The sequence below is a fragment of the Nocardioides koreensis genome, assembly GCF_039531775.1.
GTDB classification, from domain to species: domain Bacteria; phylum Actinomycetota; class Actinomycetes; order Propionibacteriales; family Nocardioidaceae; genus Nocardioides; species Nocardioides koreensis.
In genome coordinates, this window is record NZ_BAAAQR010000009.1 from 1 (window position 1) to 17,240 (window position 17,240).

The 17,240-nt window shown below is 72.3% G+C and carries 17 protein-coding genes; 12 read left to right on the top strand and 5 right to left on the bottom strand.

All coding sequences use genetic code 11. The features are described from left to right. The first annotated feature begins 242 nt into the window (after positions 1-242). From pgm to ABD268_RS14485, 7 genes are all read left to right on the top strand, one after another. The gene (gene pgm / locus ABD268_RS14455) at positions 243-1,898 is read left to right on the top strand and encodes a phosphoglucomutase (alpha-D-glucose-1,6-bisphosphate-dependent) (protein ID WP_344153468.1); all 1,656 of its coding nucleotides are present in this window, start codon (positions 243-245) and stop codon (positions 1,896-1,898) included. 60 nt (positions 1,899-1,958) lie between these two features. Then, positions 1,959-2,891, top strand: coding sequence for an ABC transporter ATP-binding protein (locus tag ABD268_RS14460; RefSeq protein ID WP_344153471.1), 933 nt, complete (start codon positions 1,959-1,961; stop codon positions 2,889-2,891). After that, entirely contained in the window at positions 2,875-3,810 is a 936-nt protein-coding gene (locus ABD268_RS14465; protein ID WP_344153474.1) for an ABC transporter permease, read from the top strand. Before ABD268_RS14460 ends, ABD268_RS14465 begins: the two co-directional genes overlap by 17 nt. Positions 3,811-3,859: 49 nt before the next feature. Further along, on the top strand, positions 3,860-4,774 hold the full coding sequence (locus ABD268_RS14470) for an ABC transporter ATP-binding protein (protein WP_344153477.1): 915 nt from the start codon (positions 3,860-3,862) through the stop codon (positions 4,772-4,774). Next, the gene (locus tag ABD268_RS14475) at positions 4,771-5,496 is read left to right on the top strand and encodes an ABC transporter permease subunit (RefSeq protein WP_344153480.1); all 726 of its coding nucleotides are present in this window, start codon (positions 4,771-4,773) and stop codon (positions 5,494-5,496) included. The genes ABD268_RS14470 and ABD268_RS14475 overlap by 4 nt, the downstream gene beginning before the upstream one ends. A gap of 75 nt (positions 5,497-5,571) precedes the next feature. Then, positions 5,572-6,129 carry a cyclodeaminase/cyclohydrolase family protein gene (locus ABD268_RS14480; protein ID WP_344153483.1) on the top strand — a complete coding sequence of 186 codons (558 nt, stop codon included), beginning with the start codon at positions 5,572-5,574 and terminating at the stop codon, positions 6,127-6,129. After that, positions 6,130-7,809, top strand: coding sequence for a formate--tetrahydrofolate ligase (locus ABD268_RS14485; protein WP_344153486.1), 1,680 nt, complete (start codon positions 6,130-6,132; stop codon positions 7,807-7,809). It abuts the gene before it with no gap. A 17-nt stretch (positions 7,810-7,826) separates the two neighbouring features. Here the strand turns inward: ABD268_RS14485 and nagA are convergent, their stop codons facing one another. From nagA to ABD268_RS14500, 3 genes are read right to left on the bottom strand one after another with little or no spacing between them, the layout of a single operon-like run. Continuing rightward, on the bottom strand, positions 7,827-8,954 hold the full coding sequence (gene nagA, locus ABD268_RS14490; protein ID WP_344153489.1) for an N-acetylglucosamine-6-phosphate deacetylase: 1,128 nt from the start codon (positions 8,952-8,954) through the stop codon (positions 7,827-7,829). A 2-nt stretch (positions 8,955-8,956) separates the two neighbouring features. Further along, positions 8,957-10,213 (bottom strand): PTS transporter subunit EIIC, encoded by a 1,257-nt coding sequence (locus ABD268_RS14495; RefSeq protein WP_344153497.1) that lies wholly within the window; start codon positions 10,211-10,213, stop codon positions 8,957-8,959. Continuing rightward, positions 10,210-11,025, bottom strand: a complete 816-nt coding sequence (locus ABD268_RS14500) for a GntR family transcriptional regulator (RefSeq protein WP_344153500.1) — start codon at positions 11,023-11,025, stop codon at positions 10,210-10,212. The genes ABD268_RS14495 and ABD268_RS14500 overlap by 4 nt, the downstream gene beginning before the upstream one ends. Before the next feature lie 132 nt (positions 11,026-11,157). On the opposite strand from ABD268_RS14500, the gene ABD268_RS14505 reads away from it, so the two are divergent. From ABD268_RS14505 to ABD268_RS14520, 4 genes are read left to right on the top strand one after another with little or no spacing between them, the layout of a single operon-like run. Further along, entirely contained in the window at positions 11,158-12,219 is a 1,062-nt protein-coding gene (locus ABD268_RS14505) for an SIS domain-containing protein (protein ID WP_344153503.1), read from the top strand. Continuing rightward, entirely contained in the window at positions 12,216-12,449 is a 234-nt protein-coding gene (locus tag ABD268_RS14510) for a PTS sugar transporter subunit IIB (RefSeq protein ID WP_344153506.1), read from the top strand. Before ABD268_RS14505 ends, ABD268_RS14510 begins: the two co-directional genes overlap by 4 nt. After that, positions 12,446-12,922 (top strand): PTS sugar transporter subunit IIA, encoded by a 477-nt coding sequence (locus ABD268_RS14515; protein ID WP_344153509.1) that lies wholly within the window; start codon positions 12,446-12,448, stop codon positions 12,920-12,922. Before ABD268_RS14510 ends, ABD268_RS14515 begins: the two co-directional genes overlap by 4 nt. Continuing rightward, complete coding sequence (locus ABD268_RS14520; protein ID WP_344153512.1) at positions 12,919-13,554, top strand: HAD family hydrolase; 636 nt, start codon at positions 12,919-12,921, stop codon at positions 13,552-13,554. The genes ABD268_RS14515 and ABD268_RS14520 overlap by 4 nt, the downstream gene beginning before the upstream one ends. 10 nt (positions 13,555-13,564) lie before the next feature. Here the strand turns inward: ABD268_RS14520 and ABD268_RS14525 are convergent, their stop codons facing one another. Then, positions 13,565-14,791 (bottom strand): fatty acid desaturase family protein, encoded by a 1,227-nt coding sequence (locus tag ABD268_RS14525; RefSeq protein WP_344153515.1) that lies wholly within the window; start codon positions 14,789-14,791, stop codon positions 13,565-13,567. A 28-nt stretch (positions 14,792-14,819) separates the two neighbouring features. Next, a complete protein-coding gene (locus ABD268_RS14530; protein WP_344153518.1) occupies positions 14,820-15,947 on the bottom strand; it encodes a ferredoxin reductase in 1,128 nt (375 codons plus the stop codon). A 97-nt stretch (positions 15,948-16,044) separates the two neighbouring features. Here ABD268_RS14530 and ABD268_RS14535 point away from each other — a divergent pair, with 97 nt between their 5' ends. Further along, positions 16,045-17,226: a PucR family transcriptional regulator gene (locus tag ABD268_RS14535; protein WP_344153521.1), complete on the top strand. Its 1,182-nt coding sequence runs from the start codon at positions 16,045-16,047 to the stop codon at positions 17,224-17,226. The last annotated feature ends 14 nt before the right edge of the window (positions 17,227-17,240 follow it).

Sequence of the window (17,240 nt, forward strand, 5' to 3'; positions counted from 1 at the left end):
CCGGGGGGCGCCGCCACGGCGCGCAACCCCAAGCAGACGACGCTGCGGCGCCAACGGCGAAGCAAGCGACGGCGCCCTGCCCGCGCAGCCGACCCCACCGATGAGACCCCGAGACCCCGCCGAAAGACAGCCCGGCCCCCGCCGGTGAATCCGGCCCCCGCCGGAGAACTCAACCCACCAGATCGACAACCCCCGAACCGATCCCGGTGTCCCCACACTCACTCACCCGGCATGATGACCGCATGGCCGACCCCCGCGCAGGACAGCCCGCCGAGCCCTCGGACCTCGTCGACGTCTCCCACCTGGTGACGGCGTACTACACCGGGGTCCCCGATCCCGACGACGTCGACCAGCAGGTTGCCTTCGGCACCAGCGGACACCGCGGCAGCTCGCTCAGGACGGCGTTCAACGAGACGCACATCCTCGCGACCACCCAGGCGATCTGCGACTACCGGCGCGAGCAGGGGTACGACGGGCCGCTGTTCATCGGGCGCGACACCCACGGACTCTCCGAGCCGGCGTGGGCGACCGCGCTGGAGGTGCTGGCCGCGAACGACGTGACCGTGCTGGTCGACGACCGCGACGGCTACACGCCCACGCCGGCGGTGTCCCACGCGATCCTGCGCGCCAACCGGGGCAAGGCCTCGTCCGGCTCGACCACCGGGAGCGGGCTCGCCGACGGCATCGTGGTGACCCCGTCGCACAACCCCCCGAGCGACGGGGGCTTCAAGTACAACCCGCCGCACGGCGGCCCGGCCGACACCGACGCGACCTCGGTGATCGCCGCGCGCGCCAACGAGCTGATCAAGGGCGGGCTGACGGGCGTACGGCGGATCCCGTTCGCCCGGGCGCGCGCGGCCGCGTCGTCGTACGACTTCCTGGGCACCTACGTCGACGACCTGCCGAACGTGCTCGACCTCGCCGCGATCCGCGGCGCCGGGGTGCGGATCGGCGCGGACCCGCTGGGCGGCGCGAGCGTCGCCTACTGGGGCGAGATCGCCGAGCGGCACGGCCTGGACCTGACCGTCGTCAACCCGCTGGTCGACGCGACCTGGCACTTCATGACGCTGGACTGGGACGGCAAGATCCGGATGGACTGCTCCTCCCCGAACGCGATGGCCTCGCTGATCCGGCGCAAGGACGAGTACGACATCGCGACCGGCAACGACGCCGACTCCGACCGGCACGGCATCGTCACCCCGGACGCCGGGCTGATGAACCCGAACCACTTCCTCGCGGTGGCGATCGGGTACCTCTTCGGTGGCGCTCGCCCGGACTGGCCGGCGTCCGCCCGGATCGGCAAGACGCTGGTCTCCTCCTCGATGATCGACCGGGTGGCCGCCTCGCTCGACAAGCCGATGGTGGAGGTCCCGGTCGGGTTCAAGTGGTTCGTGCCGGGGCTGATCGACGGCTCGTTCGGCTTCGGCGGCGAGGAGTCCGCGGGCGCGTCGTTCCTGCGCACCGACGGCACCACGTGGACCACGGACAAGGACGGCATCCTGCTGGCGCTGCTCGCCTCGGAGATCCGGGCGACGACCGGCAAGACGCCCTCGGAGCACTACGCCGCGCTGGTCGAGCGGCACGGCGACCCGGCGTACGCGCGCATCGACGCCCCGGCCGACCGCGACCAGAAGGCCAAGCTGGCCGCACTGTCGCCGGACGACGTGAAGGCCACCGAGCTCGCCGGAGAGGAGATCACCGCCAAGCTCACCGAGGCGCCCGGCAACGGCGCGAAGATCGGCGGGCTCAAGGTGGTCACCGAGTCGGCGTGGTTCGCGGCGCGGCCGTCGGGGACGGAGGACGTCTACAAGATCTACGCCGAGTCGTTCCGCGGCCCCGACCACCTCGCCCAGGTCCAGGAGGAGGCCCGCGAGGTCGTCAGCGCGGCGCTGGGCTGAGGCACCTTCCGACCCTCGCGTTCGCGGGTCGCGGGAGGCGCGAGCGGTTACGTTGATGTCGTGGGGGTCATCGAAACCGCGGGTCTGACGATGCGGTACCCGCGCGTGACCGCCCTCGACGGCCTCGACGTGCGCGTCGGGGAGGGCGTGACCGGGCTCGTCGGCGCCAACGGCGCGGGCAAGTCGACGCTGATCAAGATCCTGCTCGGGCTGCTCCCGGCGACGAGCGGGACCGCCACCGTCCTCGGGCACGACGTCGCCACCGAGGGCGGGCTGATCCGTTCGCTCGTGGGCTACATGCCGGAGCACGACTGCCTGCCGGCCGACGTGTCGGCGAGCGACCTGGTCGTCCACCTCGGGCAGATGTCCGGACTGCCGTACGCCGCGGCCCGTGAGCGTGCCTCCGACGTGCTCCGCCACGTCGGGCTCGCCGAGGAGCGCTACCGCCCGATCGGCGGCTACTCGACCGGCATGAAGCAGCGCGCCAAGCTGGCCCAGGCGCTCGTCCACGACCCGCGACTGGTGCTGCTCGACGAGCCGACCAACGGCCTCGACCCGTCCTCTCGCGACGACATGCTCGCGCTGGTCCGCCGGATCGGCACCGAGTTCGGGATCGCGGTCCTGGTCACCTCCCACCTGCTCGGCGAGCTCGAGCGGGTCAGCGACCACGTCGTCGTCCTCGACAGCGGGCGCCTGCTGCGGTCCTCGGCGACGACGGAGTTCCTGCACACGACCGGAACCCTGCTGGTCGAGGTCCAGGGCGAGCCGGACGCCGATCGGCTGCTCGGGCAGGCCCTGGTCGACGCCGGCCTGCGCGCCCGGCCCGCCGAGGGCCGCATGGTTGAGGTGGAGGTGCACGACCAGCTGACCCGCGACGTCGTGCGCGACCTGGTCGTCGACCTCGGGCTCGGCCTGGTCCGGATGCAGGAGCGGCACCACCGCATCGAGGACGTCTTCCGCGAGGGAGGTGCCGGCAGTGTCCAGCCCGTCTGAGGAGCCGGTGCCCACCACTCCGTCGCCGTTGCCGCCGAGCACCGCCGTCATCCACGACCTCGGCTACCGGTCCTACACCGGGCCCCGGCTCGGGGAGCCGGCCGTCGCCCGGGCCTTCTTCGTCACCGGGCTGCGCAACAGCTACGGCCTCGGCAGGTCGGGCCGCTCCAAGGTGCTGCCGATGATCCTCCTCGGCGTGATGCTGCTGCCGGCCCTGATCCTGGTGGGCGTCCTGGTGCAGGCGAAGAACCTGCTCGGCCTCGACGACCAGATCGTCGCCTACTCCACCTACCCGATCACCACCCAGCTGCTGATCTCGGTCTTCGTCGCCTCCCAGGCACCCGCGCTCATCTCCCGCGACCTCCGGTTCCGGACCATCACGCTCTACCTCGCACGCCCGATGCGGCGCACGACGTACGTCCTGGTGCGCCTGGCGTCGCTGACGGTCGCGACGTTCGTGCTGGTCGCCGCGCCGCTGCTGCTGATGTACGTCGGTGGCCTGCTCGCCGGGCTCCCGCTCGGCCGGGAGACCGGGAGGGTGCTCGGCGCCCTGGTCGGGGCGGCGCTGCTGGCGGCGTGCCTGTCCGGCCTGGCCGCGCTGGTCTCCGCGCTGACCATCCGCCGGGGGCTCGCGGTGGCCGCCGTGATCGTCGTGCTGCTGGTCAGCTACACGGTCGTCTCCACGATCCAGGGGATCTCCCTGGACTCCGGCCACGGGACGGTCGGCCAGGTCGCCGGCCTGTTCTCGCCGTACACCCTGGTCAACGGTGTCCAGGTCGTCCTCTTCGACGCACCGGAGGCGACGGCCACCCCACCCTCGGGCGCCGGCATGGGGCTCCTCTACCTCGCCACCACCGCGGTCGTGGTCGTCGGCTCGGTCGGCGCCATGCTGGCCCGCTACCGGAAGGTGGCAGCATGAACACCCCACGAAACCGCTCGCTGCGCTCACGCTTCCGCGGGGACCCCGCATGAGCACCATCGTGCTGGAGCACGTGTCGCGGTGGTACCGCAACGTCGTCGCCGTCAACGACGTCTCCATGACCATCGGGCCCGGCGTGACCGGGCTGCTCGGTCCGAACGGCGCCGGCAAGTCGACGCTGATCGCGATGATGTCCGGGTTCCTCGCACCCTCGACCGGCACGGTCACCCTGGACGGCGAGCCGCTGTGGCGCAACGAGGCGGTCTACCGCAAGATCGGCCTGGTCCCCGAGCGCGAGGCGCTCTTCGACTACCTGACCGGGCGGCAGTTCGTGGTCGCGAACGCCGAGCTGCACGGGCTGGCCGACCCGGGTGCCGCGGCGCAGGCGTCGATCGCCCTGGTCGAGATGACGGACGCACAGGACCGGACGATCTCGACGTACTCCAAGGGGATGCGGCAGCGGATCAAGATGGCGTCCTCGCTGGTCCACGACCCGTCGGTGCTCCTGCTCGACGAGCCCTTCAACGGCATGGATCCCCGCCAGCGGATGCACCTGATGGAGCTGCTGCGCACGATGGGCGCCGAGGGCCGCACCGTGCTCTTCAGCTCCCACATCCTCGAGGAGGTCGAGCAGGTGGCGCGCCAGATCGAGGTCGTCGTGGCGGGCCGGCACGCCGCCTCCGGTGACTTCGGGGCGATCCGGCGGCTGATGACCGACCGGCCCAACCGTTTCGTGCTCCGCACCGACGACGACCGGACGATGGCCTCCGCCCTGCTGGCCGACGACTCGGTCCGCGGCGCCCGGCTGCGGCCCGAGGGCGGCATCGAGATCGAGGCGTCCGACTTCGGCCGGTTCAGCCAGGTCCTGCCGCGCCTGGCCCGCGACCACGGGATCCGGCTGCTCGAGGTCACACCCACCGACGAGTCGCTGGAGAGCGTCTTCGCCTACCTGGTGTCGGCATGAGCGTCGCCTTCTCGACGACCGTCGCGCGGATCGGGGTCCAGAGCGTCTTCGGCCGGCGCCGGGGTGTGCTGCTGTTCGTGCTCCCGGCCGTGCTCGTCGGGCTGGCCGTGCTGGTCCGCCTGCTCGTCGGCGAGGACGAGCTGGCCGCCCGGCACACGCTCTACGGCCTGGGGCTGGTCGTGGTCGTGCCACTGGTGGCCCTCCTCGCGACCACCGGGCTGCTGGCGCCGGAGATCGACGACGGGTCGATCTCCTACCTGCTCGCCAAGCCGATCTCGCGCTACACCATCGTCCTGAGCAAGCTTGCGGTGGCGGCGGCCTGCGTGGTGGCCTTCGCCGTCGTCCCCGTCCTGGCGGCGGGCCTGGTCCTGCGCACCGGCGATCCGGCGTTCGGGCTCGGGTTCGCCCTCGGGGCGCTCGCCGGCGGCCTCGCCTACTGCGCGCTCTTCGCCCTGCTCTCGGTGCTGACCCGGCACGCCGTCGTGGTCGGCCTGATCTACCTGTTGATCTGGGAGAGCCTGCTCGGCGGCCTGCTCGACGGGGTCCGGTGGCTCAGTGTCAGCCGCTGGTCCGCCGCGATCGCCGAGCCCGTCGCCGACGTGCCCCTCGTCGACGGCCTGGGGATGGGGTACGCCCTGGTCGCGAACGTGGTCGTCATCGTGCTCGGCGTGTGGCTGACCGGGCGCCGGCTCCGAGCGTTCAACCTCACCGGGGACGAGTAGCCGCCGCCGGACGAGCGAGGCTGTCGGCCCGGAGGGGCTTGCGCCGGGCGCGCGCGGCACTAGCGTGGGCTTGTGGTGCGCGACGCTGATGTGGACGCCGGGACGGTCGCCGACTTCCTGGGCCGTCTCGCCGCCCGGACACCGACCCCGGCGGGTGGCTCGGTCGCAGCCCTGTGCACCGCCCAGGCCGCGGCCCTCGTGGCGATGGTGGCGCGTTACTGCGAGGCCCCCGCGCTGGTCGAGCGGGCGCAACGGCTCGTCAGCCGGGCGCAACAGCTGGCGGTCGACGACGAGCGGGCCTTCGGTGCCGTGGCCGAAGCGTGGGCACTTCCCCACGGAGTGTCGCCTGACGACGAGGAGCGGCGCTCAGCCATCGGCGCAGCGCTCCTGGGTGCGTCCGAGCCGCAGGCGCAAGTCGTCGAGACCGCGATCGAGGTGCTGGTCCTGATCGATCTGCTGCGACCCGCGGCCCGGGCCGGGCTGCTCTCCGACCTGGTCGCGGCCGGTGAGGTGGCCAGGGCAGGCTCCGCCATCGCGAGGATGAACGTGGAGTCCAATCTGAGCCGGCTGCCGGACTCCGAGGTCCGCTCTCGACTACTGCGGCGCATGGGCGTCACGAAGGAGAGGGCCTGAGTGCTGTCGGACATCGAGATCGCGAACGCCGCTGAGCTGCACCCCATCACCCAGGTCGCCCATGATGAGCTCGGGATCGATCCGGTCCACCTGGTGCCTTACGGCCACCACAAGGCGAAGGTGGACCTCGGCTATCTCCAGTCCCTCGAGAGCCGGCCGCTCGGCAAGCTGATCTTGATGACAGCGCTCTCCCCGACGCCGGCGGGCGAGGGCAAGACGACGACCACGGTCGGGCTGGCTGACGCGTTGCGAGGGCTGGGGCTGAGGACGATGGCCTGCCTGCGCGAACCGTCGATGGGTCCGGTCTTCGGCATGAAGGGCGGCGCGGCAGGCGGCGGATGGGCACAGGTGGTGCCGATGACCGACATCAACTTGCACTTCACCGGTGACTTCGCGGCGATCGCGGCAGCGAACAACCTGCTGGCGGCGTTGCTGGACAACCACGTCCAGCATGGCAACGCGCTGGGCATCGACGTCCGGTCTGTGGACTGGAAGCGGGTGCTCGACCTCAACGACCGGGCGCTTCGGAACGTGGTGGTCGGACTCGGCGGCCCCTCGAACGGCTACCCACGCGAGGATGGCTTCGACATCGTGGTGGCCTCCGAGCTGATGGCGATCTTCTGCCTGACCGAGTCCTGGGCCGACCTCAAGCGCCGAATCGGCGACATCGTCGTCGGCCACACCCGGGAGAAGAAGCCGGTCACAGCCCGAGAGCTCGACGCCCACGGCGCGATGGCGGTGCTGTTGCGGGACGCGCTCGCGCCCAACCTGGTGCAGACGCTGGAGCACACCCCGGCGTTCGTGCACGGTGGACCGTTCGCGAACATCGCGCACGGATGCAGCTCAGTCATCGCCACCCGGGCGGCGCTGCGGCTGGCCGACTACGTCGTCACGGAGGCCGGCTTCGGGGCCGACCTCGGTGCGGAGAAGTTCGTCGACATCAAGTGCCGCAAGTCCGGGCTCCGTCCCGATGCCGCGGTGTTGGTTGCCACGGTCCGGGCGCTCAAGTTCCACGGCGGGGTGGACGTGCCCGACCTCGGGCGGGAGGATCCAGGTGCCGTGGAGCGCGGCATGGAGAACCTCGAGCGGCACCTGCGCAACGTCCGTGAGGTCTACGGGATCCCGTGCGTGGTGGCGCTCAACCGGTTTCCGACCGACACGGACACGGAGGTGGCCCGGGTGGTCGAGCTGGTCGATGGCCTCGGGGTCCGGACCCATCCGGCCACTCACTTCGTCGACGGGGGCGCCGGCGCGACCGACCTGGCGAAGGGCGTGCTCGACCTGCTGGAGGACGCCGACCCCTCGGCGTTCTCCTTCACCTACCCCGACGGACTCCCGCTCAAGGAGAAGGCGGAGACACTGGCCCATCGGCTCTACGGAGCGTCCAGCGTGACGTGGGACGGCAAAGCCAAGCGACGACTCGACCGTCTCGAGGCGGACGGCTACGGCAGGCTGCCGGTCTGCGTCGCCAAGACGCAGTACTCGTTCTCGACCGACGCCACGCTTCGCGGAGCGCCGACCGGTCACGACCTGCACGTGCGCGAGGTCAGGCTCGCCGCGGGCGCGGGCTTCGTGGTCCTCGTCTGCGGGGACGTGATGACGATGCCCGGCCTGCCGAGCGCGCCGGCCGCCACCCGGATCGACCTGCTCGACGACGGGACCATCGTGGGCCTGTCCTGACCCGGCGTCGAGGTCGCTCAGGCAGCAGTCACCCACACCCCGCGCCGCATCACCCGCTGGACGGCCAGGTCGTCGTCGAGGACGACGAGGTCGGCGTCGAACCCGGGGCGCAGCGCGCCGACCCGCTCCAGGCCGTGCAGCGCGGCGGGCGAGGCGGTGGCGGCGCGGACCACGTCCTCGATCGGCACCCCGGCGACCTGGACGGCGTAGCGGACGGCGGCCGCCATGGTGAGCGTCGACCCGGCGATCGCGCCGGTGTCGGCCAGCCGGGCGACGCCCTCGCGCACGGTCACCGTGAGCCGGCCGAGCCGGTAGTCGCCGTCGGCGGCCGCGGCCGCGGCCATCGCGTCGGTCACCAGCACAGTCAGGTGCGGCTTGGCCCGGGCCGCGAGCCGGAGCACCGCGGGGTGCACGTGCACGCCGTCGGCGACCAGCTCGACGTACGCGTCCGGGTGCTCGAGCAGCGCCGTGATCGGTCCGGGCTCGCGGTGGTGCAGGCCGCGCATCGCGTTGAAGAGGTGGGTGCCCACGCCGGCGCCCGCGTCGAGCGCGGCACGCGCCACGTCGTACGTCGCGTCGGTGTGGCCGATCGCGGCCGTCACGCCGGCGGCGGTGAGCCGCCGGATGGCGTCGAGGCCGCCGGTCAGCTCCGGGGCCAGCGTCACCATCCGGACGTGGCCGCGGCCGGCCTCCAGCAGCGCGTCGACCTGCTCGGGCTTGGGGTCGGTGAGCAGGTCGGGGTCGTGCGCGCCGGCGTAGCGCGGGCTCAGCCACGGGCCCTCGAGGTGGATGCCGGCGAGCAGGCCGTCGTCGACGAGGTCGGCGAGCCGGGCCACCGAGTCCGCCATGGACGACGGGCTCGCGCTCACCAGGCTCGCCATCATCGTGGTCGTGCCGTGGACCAGATGGGAGCGGACCGCCGTCGCGCCTGCCTCCTGGTCGCCGCCGTCGAACGACGCTCCCCCGCCCCCGTGGACGTGGGTGTCGACGAACCCCGGCACGACCGTGGCGGCAGGAAGCCCGACGTCGGCCGGACGCGGCGGTGCGCCCGGTCCGACCTCGGCGATCCGCTCCCCCTCGACGTGCAGCCACCCCGGCGCGAAGACCCGCGCCGGGGTGACCACCCGACCAGCAGACAGGAGCATCCTCAGGCGCTCGTGTCGGCCTCGATGGCGGACTCGTCGTCCTCCTCCTCGCGGCCCGGGGTCCGCAGGTTCCACCTGCGGATCACGGCCCGGAACAGGAAGTAGTAGAGGGCGGCGTAGCCCAGTCCGATGACGATCAGCCACAGCGGTTTCGTCGCGATGTTGAAGTTGAGCACGTAGTCGAACAGGCCCGCTGAGAACCCGAATCCGTCCTTGATCCCGAGCGCGTTCACCAGCGCCAGCGAGGTGCCGGTGAGCAGCGCGTGGATCACGTAGAGCGGCCAGGCGACAAACATGAACGCGAACTCCAGCGGCTCGGTCACACCGGTGAGGAACGCGGTCAGCGCGGCGGAGAGCATGATGCCGCCGACGGCCTTCTTGTGCTGCGGACGGGCCTCGTGCCAGATCGCCAGCGCGGCGGCCGGCAGCGCGAACATCATGATCGGGAAGAAGCCGGTCATGAACGCACCCGCGGTCGGGTCGCCGGCCAGGAAGCGCGGGATGTCACCGTGCACGACTCCGGCGGATCCCTCGTAGGAGCCGAAGGTGAACCACGGCGGGTTGTTGAGGATGTGGTGCAGGCCGAGCGGGATCAGCAGGCGGTTGAGCGTGCCGTAGACGAAGCCGCCGATGACGTCGTTGTTGGTGACCCACTCGCCGAGGCTGGTCAGGCCGGAGTTGAATGCTGGGTAGACCAGGCTCATCAGCACCGACAGCACGATCGCGACGAACGACATCAGGATCGGGACGAACCGCCGGCCGCCGAAGAAGGCGAGGTAGGGAGGCAGCTTGATGCGGTGGTACCTCTGCCACAGGAAGCCCGCGGCGAGGCCGATCACGATGCCGCCGAGGACGCCGTAGTTGATCAGCTCCTGGGTCTCGCCCTCACCGGGCTCACCGAGCACGAACGGCGACATCGCGTCGCCGACGCCCTTGAAGACGAGGTAGCCCACGACGGCCGCGAGCGCGGTCGAGCCGTCCGCCTTCCGCGCCATGCCGATCGCGACGCCGACCGCGAAGAGCAGGGGCAGGTTCGCGAACAGCGCGTTGCCCGCGGCGCCGACCACGGCCGCGACGTGGTCCCACCCGAGGCCGTCGGCCCCGAGCAGGTCCGCCTGACCCAGCCGCAGCAGCAGCGCCGCCGCCGGCAGCGCGGCGATCGGCAGCATCAGGCTGCGGCCGAACTTCTGGACCGGGGCGAGGTTGAACCTGCGCCGTTCGGTGGGGGTGGCGCCCGAGGACGCGTCTGTGGTGGTCACGCTTGCTTCCCTTCGGAGATTCCCTGCTTCTGTGGTGAGGCGGGTGCTGGGGTGGACGCACGTGCGGTGCCGAGGTCGTCCCGGCCCAGGGACATGTGGAGCTGGTAGCGGTCGCCGCGGTAGCGGGAGACGACGTACTCCAGCGGCCGCCCGGCGGCGTACGACACGCGCCGGAACACCAGGAGGGGAGTGTTCACGGGGGCGTCGAGCCGGCGCGCGGTCGCCGCGTCGGCGGTCTCGCCCCACAGCGTCTGCTCGGCGCTGTCGATGGCGAGGTCGTAGACGTCGGCGAGCAGCCCGTACAGGGAGCCGCCCAGGTCGTGCCGGTCCAGGCCGGGCAGCAAGGCGCGGGGGTACCAGCCGTTCTCGAGCGCGATCGGCTGGCCGTCCGCGAGCCGCACCCGGTCCAGCCGCCACGCGGAGCCGTCGGCGCTGAGGTCCAGCGCCTTGGCGACGTCGGCGGGCGGCTCGTCGAGCTCGATGCTCAGCAGCCGGGTCGACGGGGTCAGCCCGCGCCGGCGCATGTCCTGGCTGAAGGACGCGAGGTGCAGCCGGCTCTCGAGCCGCGGGCGGGCCACGAAGGTGCCCTTGCCGTGGATCCGGTGCAGCAGCCCGTCGGCGACGAGGCTGTCGATCGCCTTGCGCACCGTGGCCCGCGAGACGTCGTACGTCGTCATCAGGTCGCGCTCGGAGGGGATCGCCGCGTCCGGGCCGAGCTCGTGCACCGCGAGGTCGGCCAGCACGTCGCTCAGCTGCGCGTGCTTGGGGCGGGGGCCATCGGTGATGACCCGGGCCGGACGGGTACTGGACAAGGAGCTGGACCTCTCGACGACCACTGGAGGCGCTGGTACGGTCTGGTCCGTACCAGTTGTGAGGATGGTCACGGTCGCTGCGGATGTCAAGGCCCCCCAGCCGGAGCAATGGACAGGTCAGGAGGAGATCGCGTGAGCAGCCGGATGGCCGCCGAGGTGGCCGAGCAGCCCCTCGCCGTACGCCTCACCCTCGAGAGCCTGCTGCCGGCCAGGCCCGAGATCCGGCAGCTCGCCCAGGGCCGCCGGCAGGTGCTGTTCGCCGCGCGCGGCTCCAGCGACAACGCCGCCGTCTACGGGCGCTACCTGCTCGAGACCCGGGCCGGCATGCTCGGCAGCCTGCTCTCGCCCAGCGTGGCCACCCACTACCGGTCCCGGCTGGACCTCTCCGACGCCCTGGTCGTCTGCGTCTCGCAGTCCGGGGCGACCACCGAGATCGTCGACACCCAGGCCTGGGCCAGCACGAACGGCGCGGCGACCCTCGCGGTCACCAACGTCGAGGGCTCTCCGCTGGCGGAGTACGCCGACCTCGCGCTCATCACGCAGGCCGGGCCCGAGCTGGCCGTGCCGGCCACCAAGACCTACCTGACCCAGCTCGTGGCGATGGCCGTCCTCGGCACCGCGCTCGCGCCGGAGCCCTGGGTCCTCGACGCGGAGCTGGACCGGGTGCCCGCCGAGGTGGACCGGCTGGTGCACGACCCGCAGGGCGTCGACGCCGCGGTCGCGGCGCTGCGGGACGCGGCGTACGCCGTGGTGTCCGGGCGCGGCCTGATGATGGGCACCGCGCTCGAGACGGCCCTGAAGCTGGAGGAGACCTGCCTGCGGCCGGTCCGCGGCTACTCCTACGCCGACCTGCGGCACGGCCCGATCTCGGTGGTGACGAGCGGCATGACCGCGGTCCTCGTCGCCGCGCCGGACGGCCCGCTGCTGGAGCCGATGGTCGAGCTCGCCGGCGACCTCGCCGGCCGCGGCGCCACGGTGGTCGGCATCGGCGGGGACCCCGCGTTCGCCGACGCGTGCGCCGTGCACGTGCCAGGCCCCGAGCTCCCCGAGGCGCTGGCGCCGCTGGGCGCGATCGTCCCGGCGCAGCTGGTCGTCGAGGGGCTCGCCCGCGCGCTGGGCCTGGACCCCGACAACCCCCGCGGCCTGGCCAAGGTCACCGCCACCGACCCGTCCACCCCGAAGGAGAACGCATGAACAGCAAGGCCGAGCAGATCCTCGCCGGACTCGGCGGCGCCGACAACGTCGTCGAGATCGAGCCGTGCATCACCCGCCTGCGCACCGAGGTCAAGGACGGTGCGCTGGTCGACGAGAAGGCGCTCAAGAGCGCCGGCGCGCACGGCGTGATGAAGTCCGGCAACGTCGTGCAGGTCGTCGTCGGCCCCGAGGCGGACACGCTCGCCGAGGACATCGAGGACCTGATGTGACCGCTCCCGCTGCCGCGGGGCCGGTCGAGGTGCTGGTCCCCTGCCCGGGACGGCTGGTGCCGATGTCCGAGGTCCCCGACCCGGTCTTCTCCTCGGAGATGGTGGGTCCCGGCGTCGCCATCGACCCCGACCCCGGCAAGGTGACCGTCGTGTCGCCGATCGCCGGCAAGGTCGTCAAGGTCCACCCGCACGCGTTCGTCGTGCTGGGTGCCGACGGGGTCGGGGTGCTGGTGCACCTCGGCATCAACACGGTCCGGCTCGACGGCGTGGGCTTCGAGGTCCTCGCCGAGCAGGGGTCGACCGTCGCGGCGGGTGACCCGATGGTGCGCTGGGACCCGGCCACGATCAGCGGCGAGGACATCTCGACGATCGTGCCGGTGGTGGCCATGGACCGGCCCAAGGGCTCGGTGCCCGCCCCGGCCGCGGACGCCGTCGCGAAGGTCGGCGACGTGCTGTTCACCGTCACCGCGTGAGGCCGGCCGCGCTGCTGCTCGACCTGGACGGCACGCTGGTCGACTCCGAGCCGCTGCACCGCGAGGCCTACCGCGTCTTCCTCGCCGACCGGGGCTGGGTGATCGACGACCTCGGGATCTTCACCGGCCGCCGGGCCGAGGACGTCTTCGCGGTCGAGCCCGGGCCCTGGTCGCAGCACGACCCGCACGAGCTGGCCGCCGAGGTCCGCGCCCGGGTCCCCGACGACGCCACCCCGGAGCCGGTGCCGGGCGCCCACGACGTGGTGCACACGGCGGGCGCCGCCGGCATCCCGGTCGCGATCGTGACCTCGGCCCGGCCGGCGTGGGTCTCGCTCGCTGTCGGCGAGGGGCTCGGCGTGCTCGACCACATCGACGTGGTCGTCACCGCGCGGGACGTCACCGAGGGCAAGCCGCACCCGGCCGGCTTCCTGCTGGCGTGCGAGCGCCTCGGGGTGTCCGCGGCCGACTGCGTGGCCGCCGAGGACTCCCCCGCGGGCGTCGCGGCCGCGGTCGCCGCCGGCGTCGGCCGGGTGGTCGGCGTGACCACGACCTGGACCGAGCCCGAGCTCACGAGGGCCGGGGCGCACGTGGTGCTCCCCGACCTCCGCGGCGTGGTCGACCTGCTTCGCTGACCCCCGGGCCTCAGGCGGCCTGGGCCTTGCGGGCCTGCTGGTTGAGCCGGGCCTGCGCGGCGCGGCGGATCCGCGGGCCACCGGTGGCCATCTTGTAGAGCATCTTCAGCTGCGGCACGGCGTTCTTCGCGTTGGTGGTGGCCAGCCAGCCGTTGGGCAGGGACAGCCGGACCACCTTGTGCCAGGCGCTCGCGACCTGCTGCGGCATCGGCGCGGAGTGGTAGTTGAGGTCGTACTTCTCGAACAGCGCCTTCACCCGCGGCGCGATCTCGGCGTACCGGTTGGACGGCAGGTCCGGGAAGACGTGGTGCTCGATCTGGTGCGACAGGTTGCCGCTCAGGATGTGCATCGCCTTCGAGCCGGAGATGTTGGCCGAGCCGAGCATCTGCCGGACGTACCACTCACCGCGGGTCTCGCCGTCGATCGAGCGCTTCTCGAAGGTCTCGACGCCCTCGGGGAAGTGGCCGCAGATGATGATCGAGTGGCTCCACACGTTGCGCACGGTGTTGGCCACGAAGTTCGCGGCCAGCGTGGAGAGGAACGAGCCGGTCGGGATCGACAGGGCCGGGTGGACGACGTAGTCCTTGGTCGCCTGCTTGCGGATCTTGCCGAGCACCTGCTTGAGGCGCCGCTGGAACTCCGGGTCCTTGGTCTGCTTCCTCTTGATCGTGGCGCCGAGCTCGAGGTCGTACGCCGCGATGCCGTACTCGAAGAAGAGCATGTTGACGAAGTTCCACAGCGGCTGGCCGAGGTGGAAGGGGTGCCAGGGCTGGTCCTCGTCGACGCGCATGATGCCGTAGCCGAGGTCGTTGTCCTTGCCGATCACGTTCGTGTAGGTGTGGTGCAGCTCGTTGTGGCTGTGCTTCCACTGCTCGGCCGGGGTCGCGCTGTCCCACTCCCAGGTGGTCGAGTGGATCTTCGGGTCGCGCATCCAGTCCCACTGGCCGTGCAGGATGTTGTGGCCGATCTCCATGTTGTCGAGGATCTTGGAGACGCTCAGGCCGACGGTGCCGAGCACCCAGGCGGGCGGGAAGGCGCTGAAGAGCAGGACAGCGCGCGAGCCCAACTCGACCTTGCGCTGCACGTCGATGACCCGGCGGATGTACGCCGCGTCGCTCTCGCCGCGGGAGTCGATGACGTCCTGGCGGATGGCGTCGAGCTCGATGCCGATCTGCTCGATGTCCTCGGGGGTGAGGTGGGCGATCGGGTTGGTGGGCTTCTTCTGGATGACAGTCATGAGGTCGCTCCTTCGGGGGGTCGGGCGATCAGTGGTCGATGTCGCAGGGCCCGGCGGCGGCCGAGATGCAGGTCTGGATGAGGACGCCGTCTCCGGGGGCGGCGGTGGTCAGCTCGCCGTTGCGCAGGTCGCGCACGGCACCCTCGCGCAGCGGGAGCACGCAGCCGTAGCAGATGCCCATCCGGCAGCCGCTCGGCATGAGCACGCCGGCCGACTCGGCGGCGTCGAGGATCGGGGTGGCGCCGTCGGCCTCGAGGACGGTGCCGTTCTTCGCGAACGAGACGGTGCCGCCCTCGCCCGTGGCGACCACCGCCGAGCGGAACCGCTCGATGTGCAGCGGCAGCTCCCGCACCGCGTGGTGCTCCTCCAGCGCGTCGAGGAGGCCGACCGGGCCGCAGGCGTACGTCGTGCGCTCGTCGAGGTCGGGGACGATCTCGTCGAGGTCCGCCACGTCGAGCATCCCGTGGACGTCGGTGTGCATCTCGACCAGCCGGAGCCGGCCCGCCGCCGCGTAGCGCCGCAGCTCCTCGCCGAAGATCACCTCGGACCGCGACAGCGCGGAGTGGAGCAGCACGATGTCGGCCTGCACCGGCTCGGCGCGCGAGAACAGGTTGCGCAGCATCCCGATCACCGGGGTGATGCCCGAGCCCGCGGTGACCAGCAGCAGCTTGTCCGGCATCGGGTCGGAGAGGACGAAGTCGCCCTCGGCCTGGCCGAGCTGCACCATCTGGCCGGCACGGACCCGGTGGACGAGGTGGTTGGAGACCACGCCGTCGGGGATCGCCTTGACCGTGATGCTGATGCAGCGGTCGCGGCGCGGGCCGTGCGTGAGGGAGTAGGTGCGCCAGAGGCGGACGCCGTCGACGTCGACGCCGATCCGGACGTACTGGCCCGGCACGTGCCCGGCCCAGTCCTTGCCGGGCTTGATCAGCAGGGTGGCGGACTGGTCGGTCTCCGGGTGGACGGACACGATCTTCCCGCGCAGCTCGGCACCCGCGCGCAACGGGTGGAAGACGTCCATCACGTCGTCGAGCTCGAGCGGGGTCACCGCGGCCTCGGCGAAGCGGCGCAGGCCGTCGCGCAGGCTGCGGCGCGGCGACCGGGCGGTGGTGGCGGACGTCGCGCCGGAGACACGGGGAGTGACAACGGTGCTCATGGACTCCACTGTCCTTCATCGGAAGGCGTAAAGTCCTGTCCGTCGAGCATGAAGACGTAGGTCACATTTGTTCGCTACGCACAAAAGGAGGCTGCAGATGCCCCGCCCCGCCACTCGTCGTACCGCCGGTCACCGGCTCCAGCTGCCCGCCGACGCCGTTGCCGAGATGCGCTCGCGCCTGCCCGCGGTCGCCGAGGAGACCGTCACGGCCATCATCGCCGAGGTCCCCAGCTACGAGGGCGCGCTCACCGGCCCGATGGGCGAGAACATCCGCAACGCCGTCCAGCTCGCGCTCGGCGGCTTCCTGTCCCTGGCCAGTGGCCGCCGCGGCGCGGACCCGCGTACACCGACCGCCCCGGCCGTCGAGGGCGCCTACCAGCTCGGCCGCGGTGAGGCGCGCAGCGGACGCACCACGGAGGCGCTGCTGGCGGCCTACCGGGTGGGCGCGCGGGTCTCCTGGCGCGAGATGTCGACCACCGCGGTGTCCAGCGGCGTGCCCGCCGAGACCCTGGTCGACTTCGCGGAGCTGGTGTTCGCCTACATCGACGAGCTCTCCGCGGCCAGCGTCGCCGGCCACACCGACGAGCTCGCCACGACCGGACGGGTCCGGCAGCGGCTGCTGGAGCGGATCGCCCGGCACCTGCTCCAGGGCGCGTCCCCCGAGACCGTGGTCGCCGCCGCCGAGCGGGCCGGCTGGGAGGCCCCCACCACGCTCACCGCCGTCGTGGTCCCGGAGGCCCAGGTCCGGCCGGTGCTGGCCGCCGTGGCGTCACGGACGCTGGTGGCCGCCGACCTGCCCGACCTCGACGACCACGCGCTGCTGCTGGTCCCGGACGCGCACGGTCGCCGTCGGCCCGCGCTGCTGCGGGCGATCCTGGGCCGCGGCGCCCTCGCCGGCCCGGCCCGGCCGTGGCTGGAGGTGCGGGCGTCCTACGACCGCGCGATCCGGGCCCGCGGCCTCGGGGTGGTCGAGGACACCGAGGCGCACCTGGCCCAGCTCGTCCTCTGCGCCGACCCCGAGGCCCTCGCCGACCTGCGTGCCCAGGTGCTGGCCCCGCTGGAGGGGCTGCGCCCGGGCTCGGCGGAGAAGCTCGCCGACACGCTGCGCTCCTGGCTGCTGCACCACGGCCGCCGCGACGACGTCGCGGAGGAGCTGTTCGTGCACCCGCAGACGGTGCGCTACCGGATGGGCCAGCTGCGCGACCTGTACGGCGACCGGCTCGACGACCCCTCGACGGTGCTCGCCCTGACCATCGCGCTGGGGGCGGACCACATCTGACACCCCCACCAAAT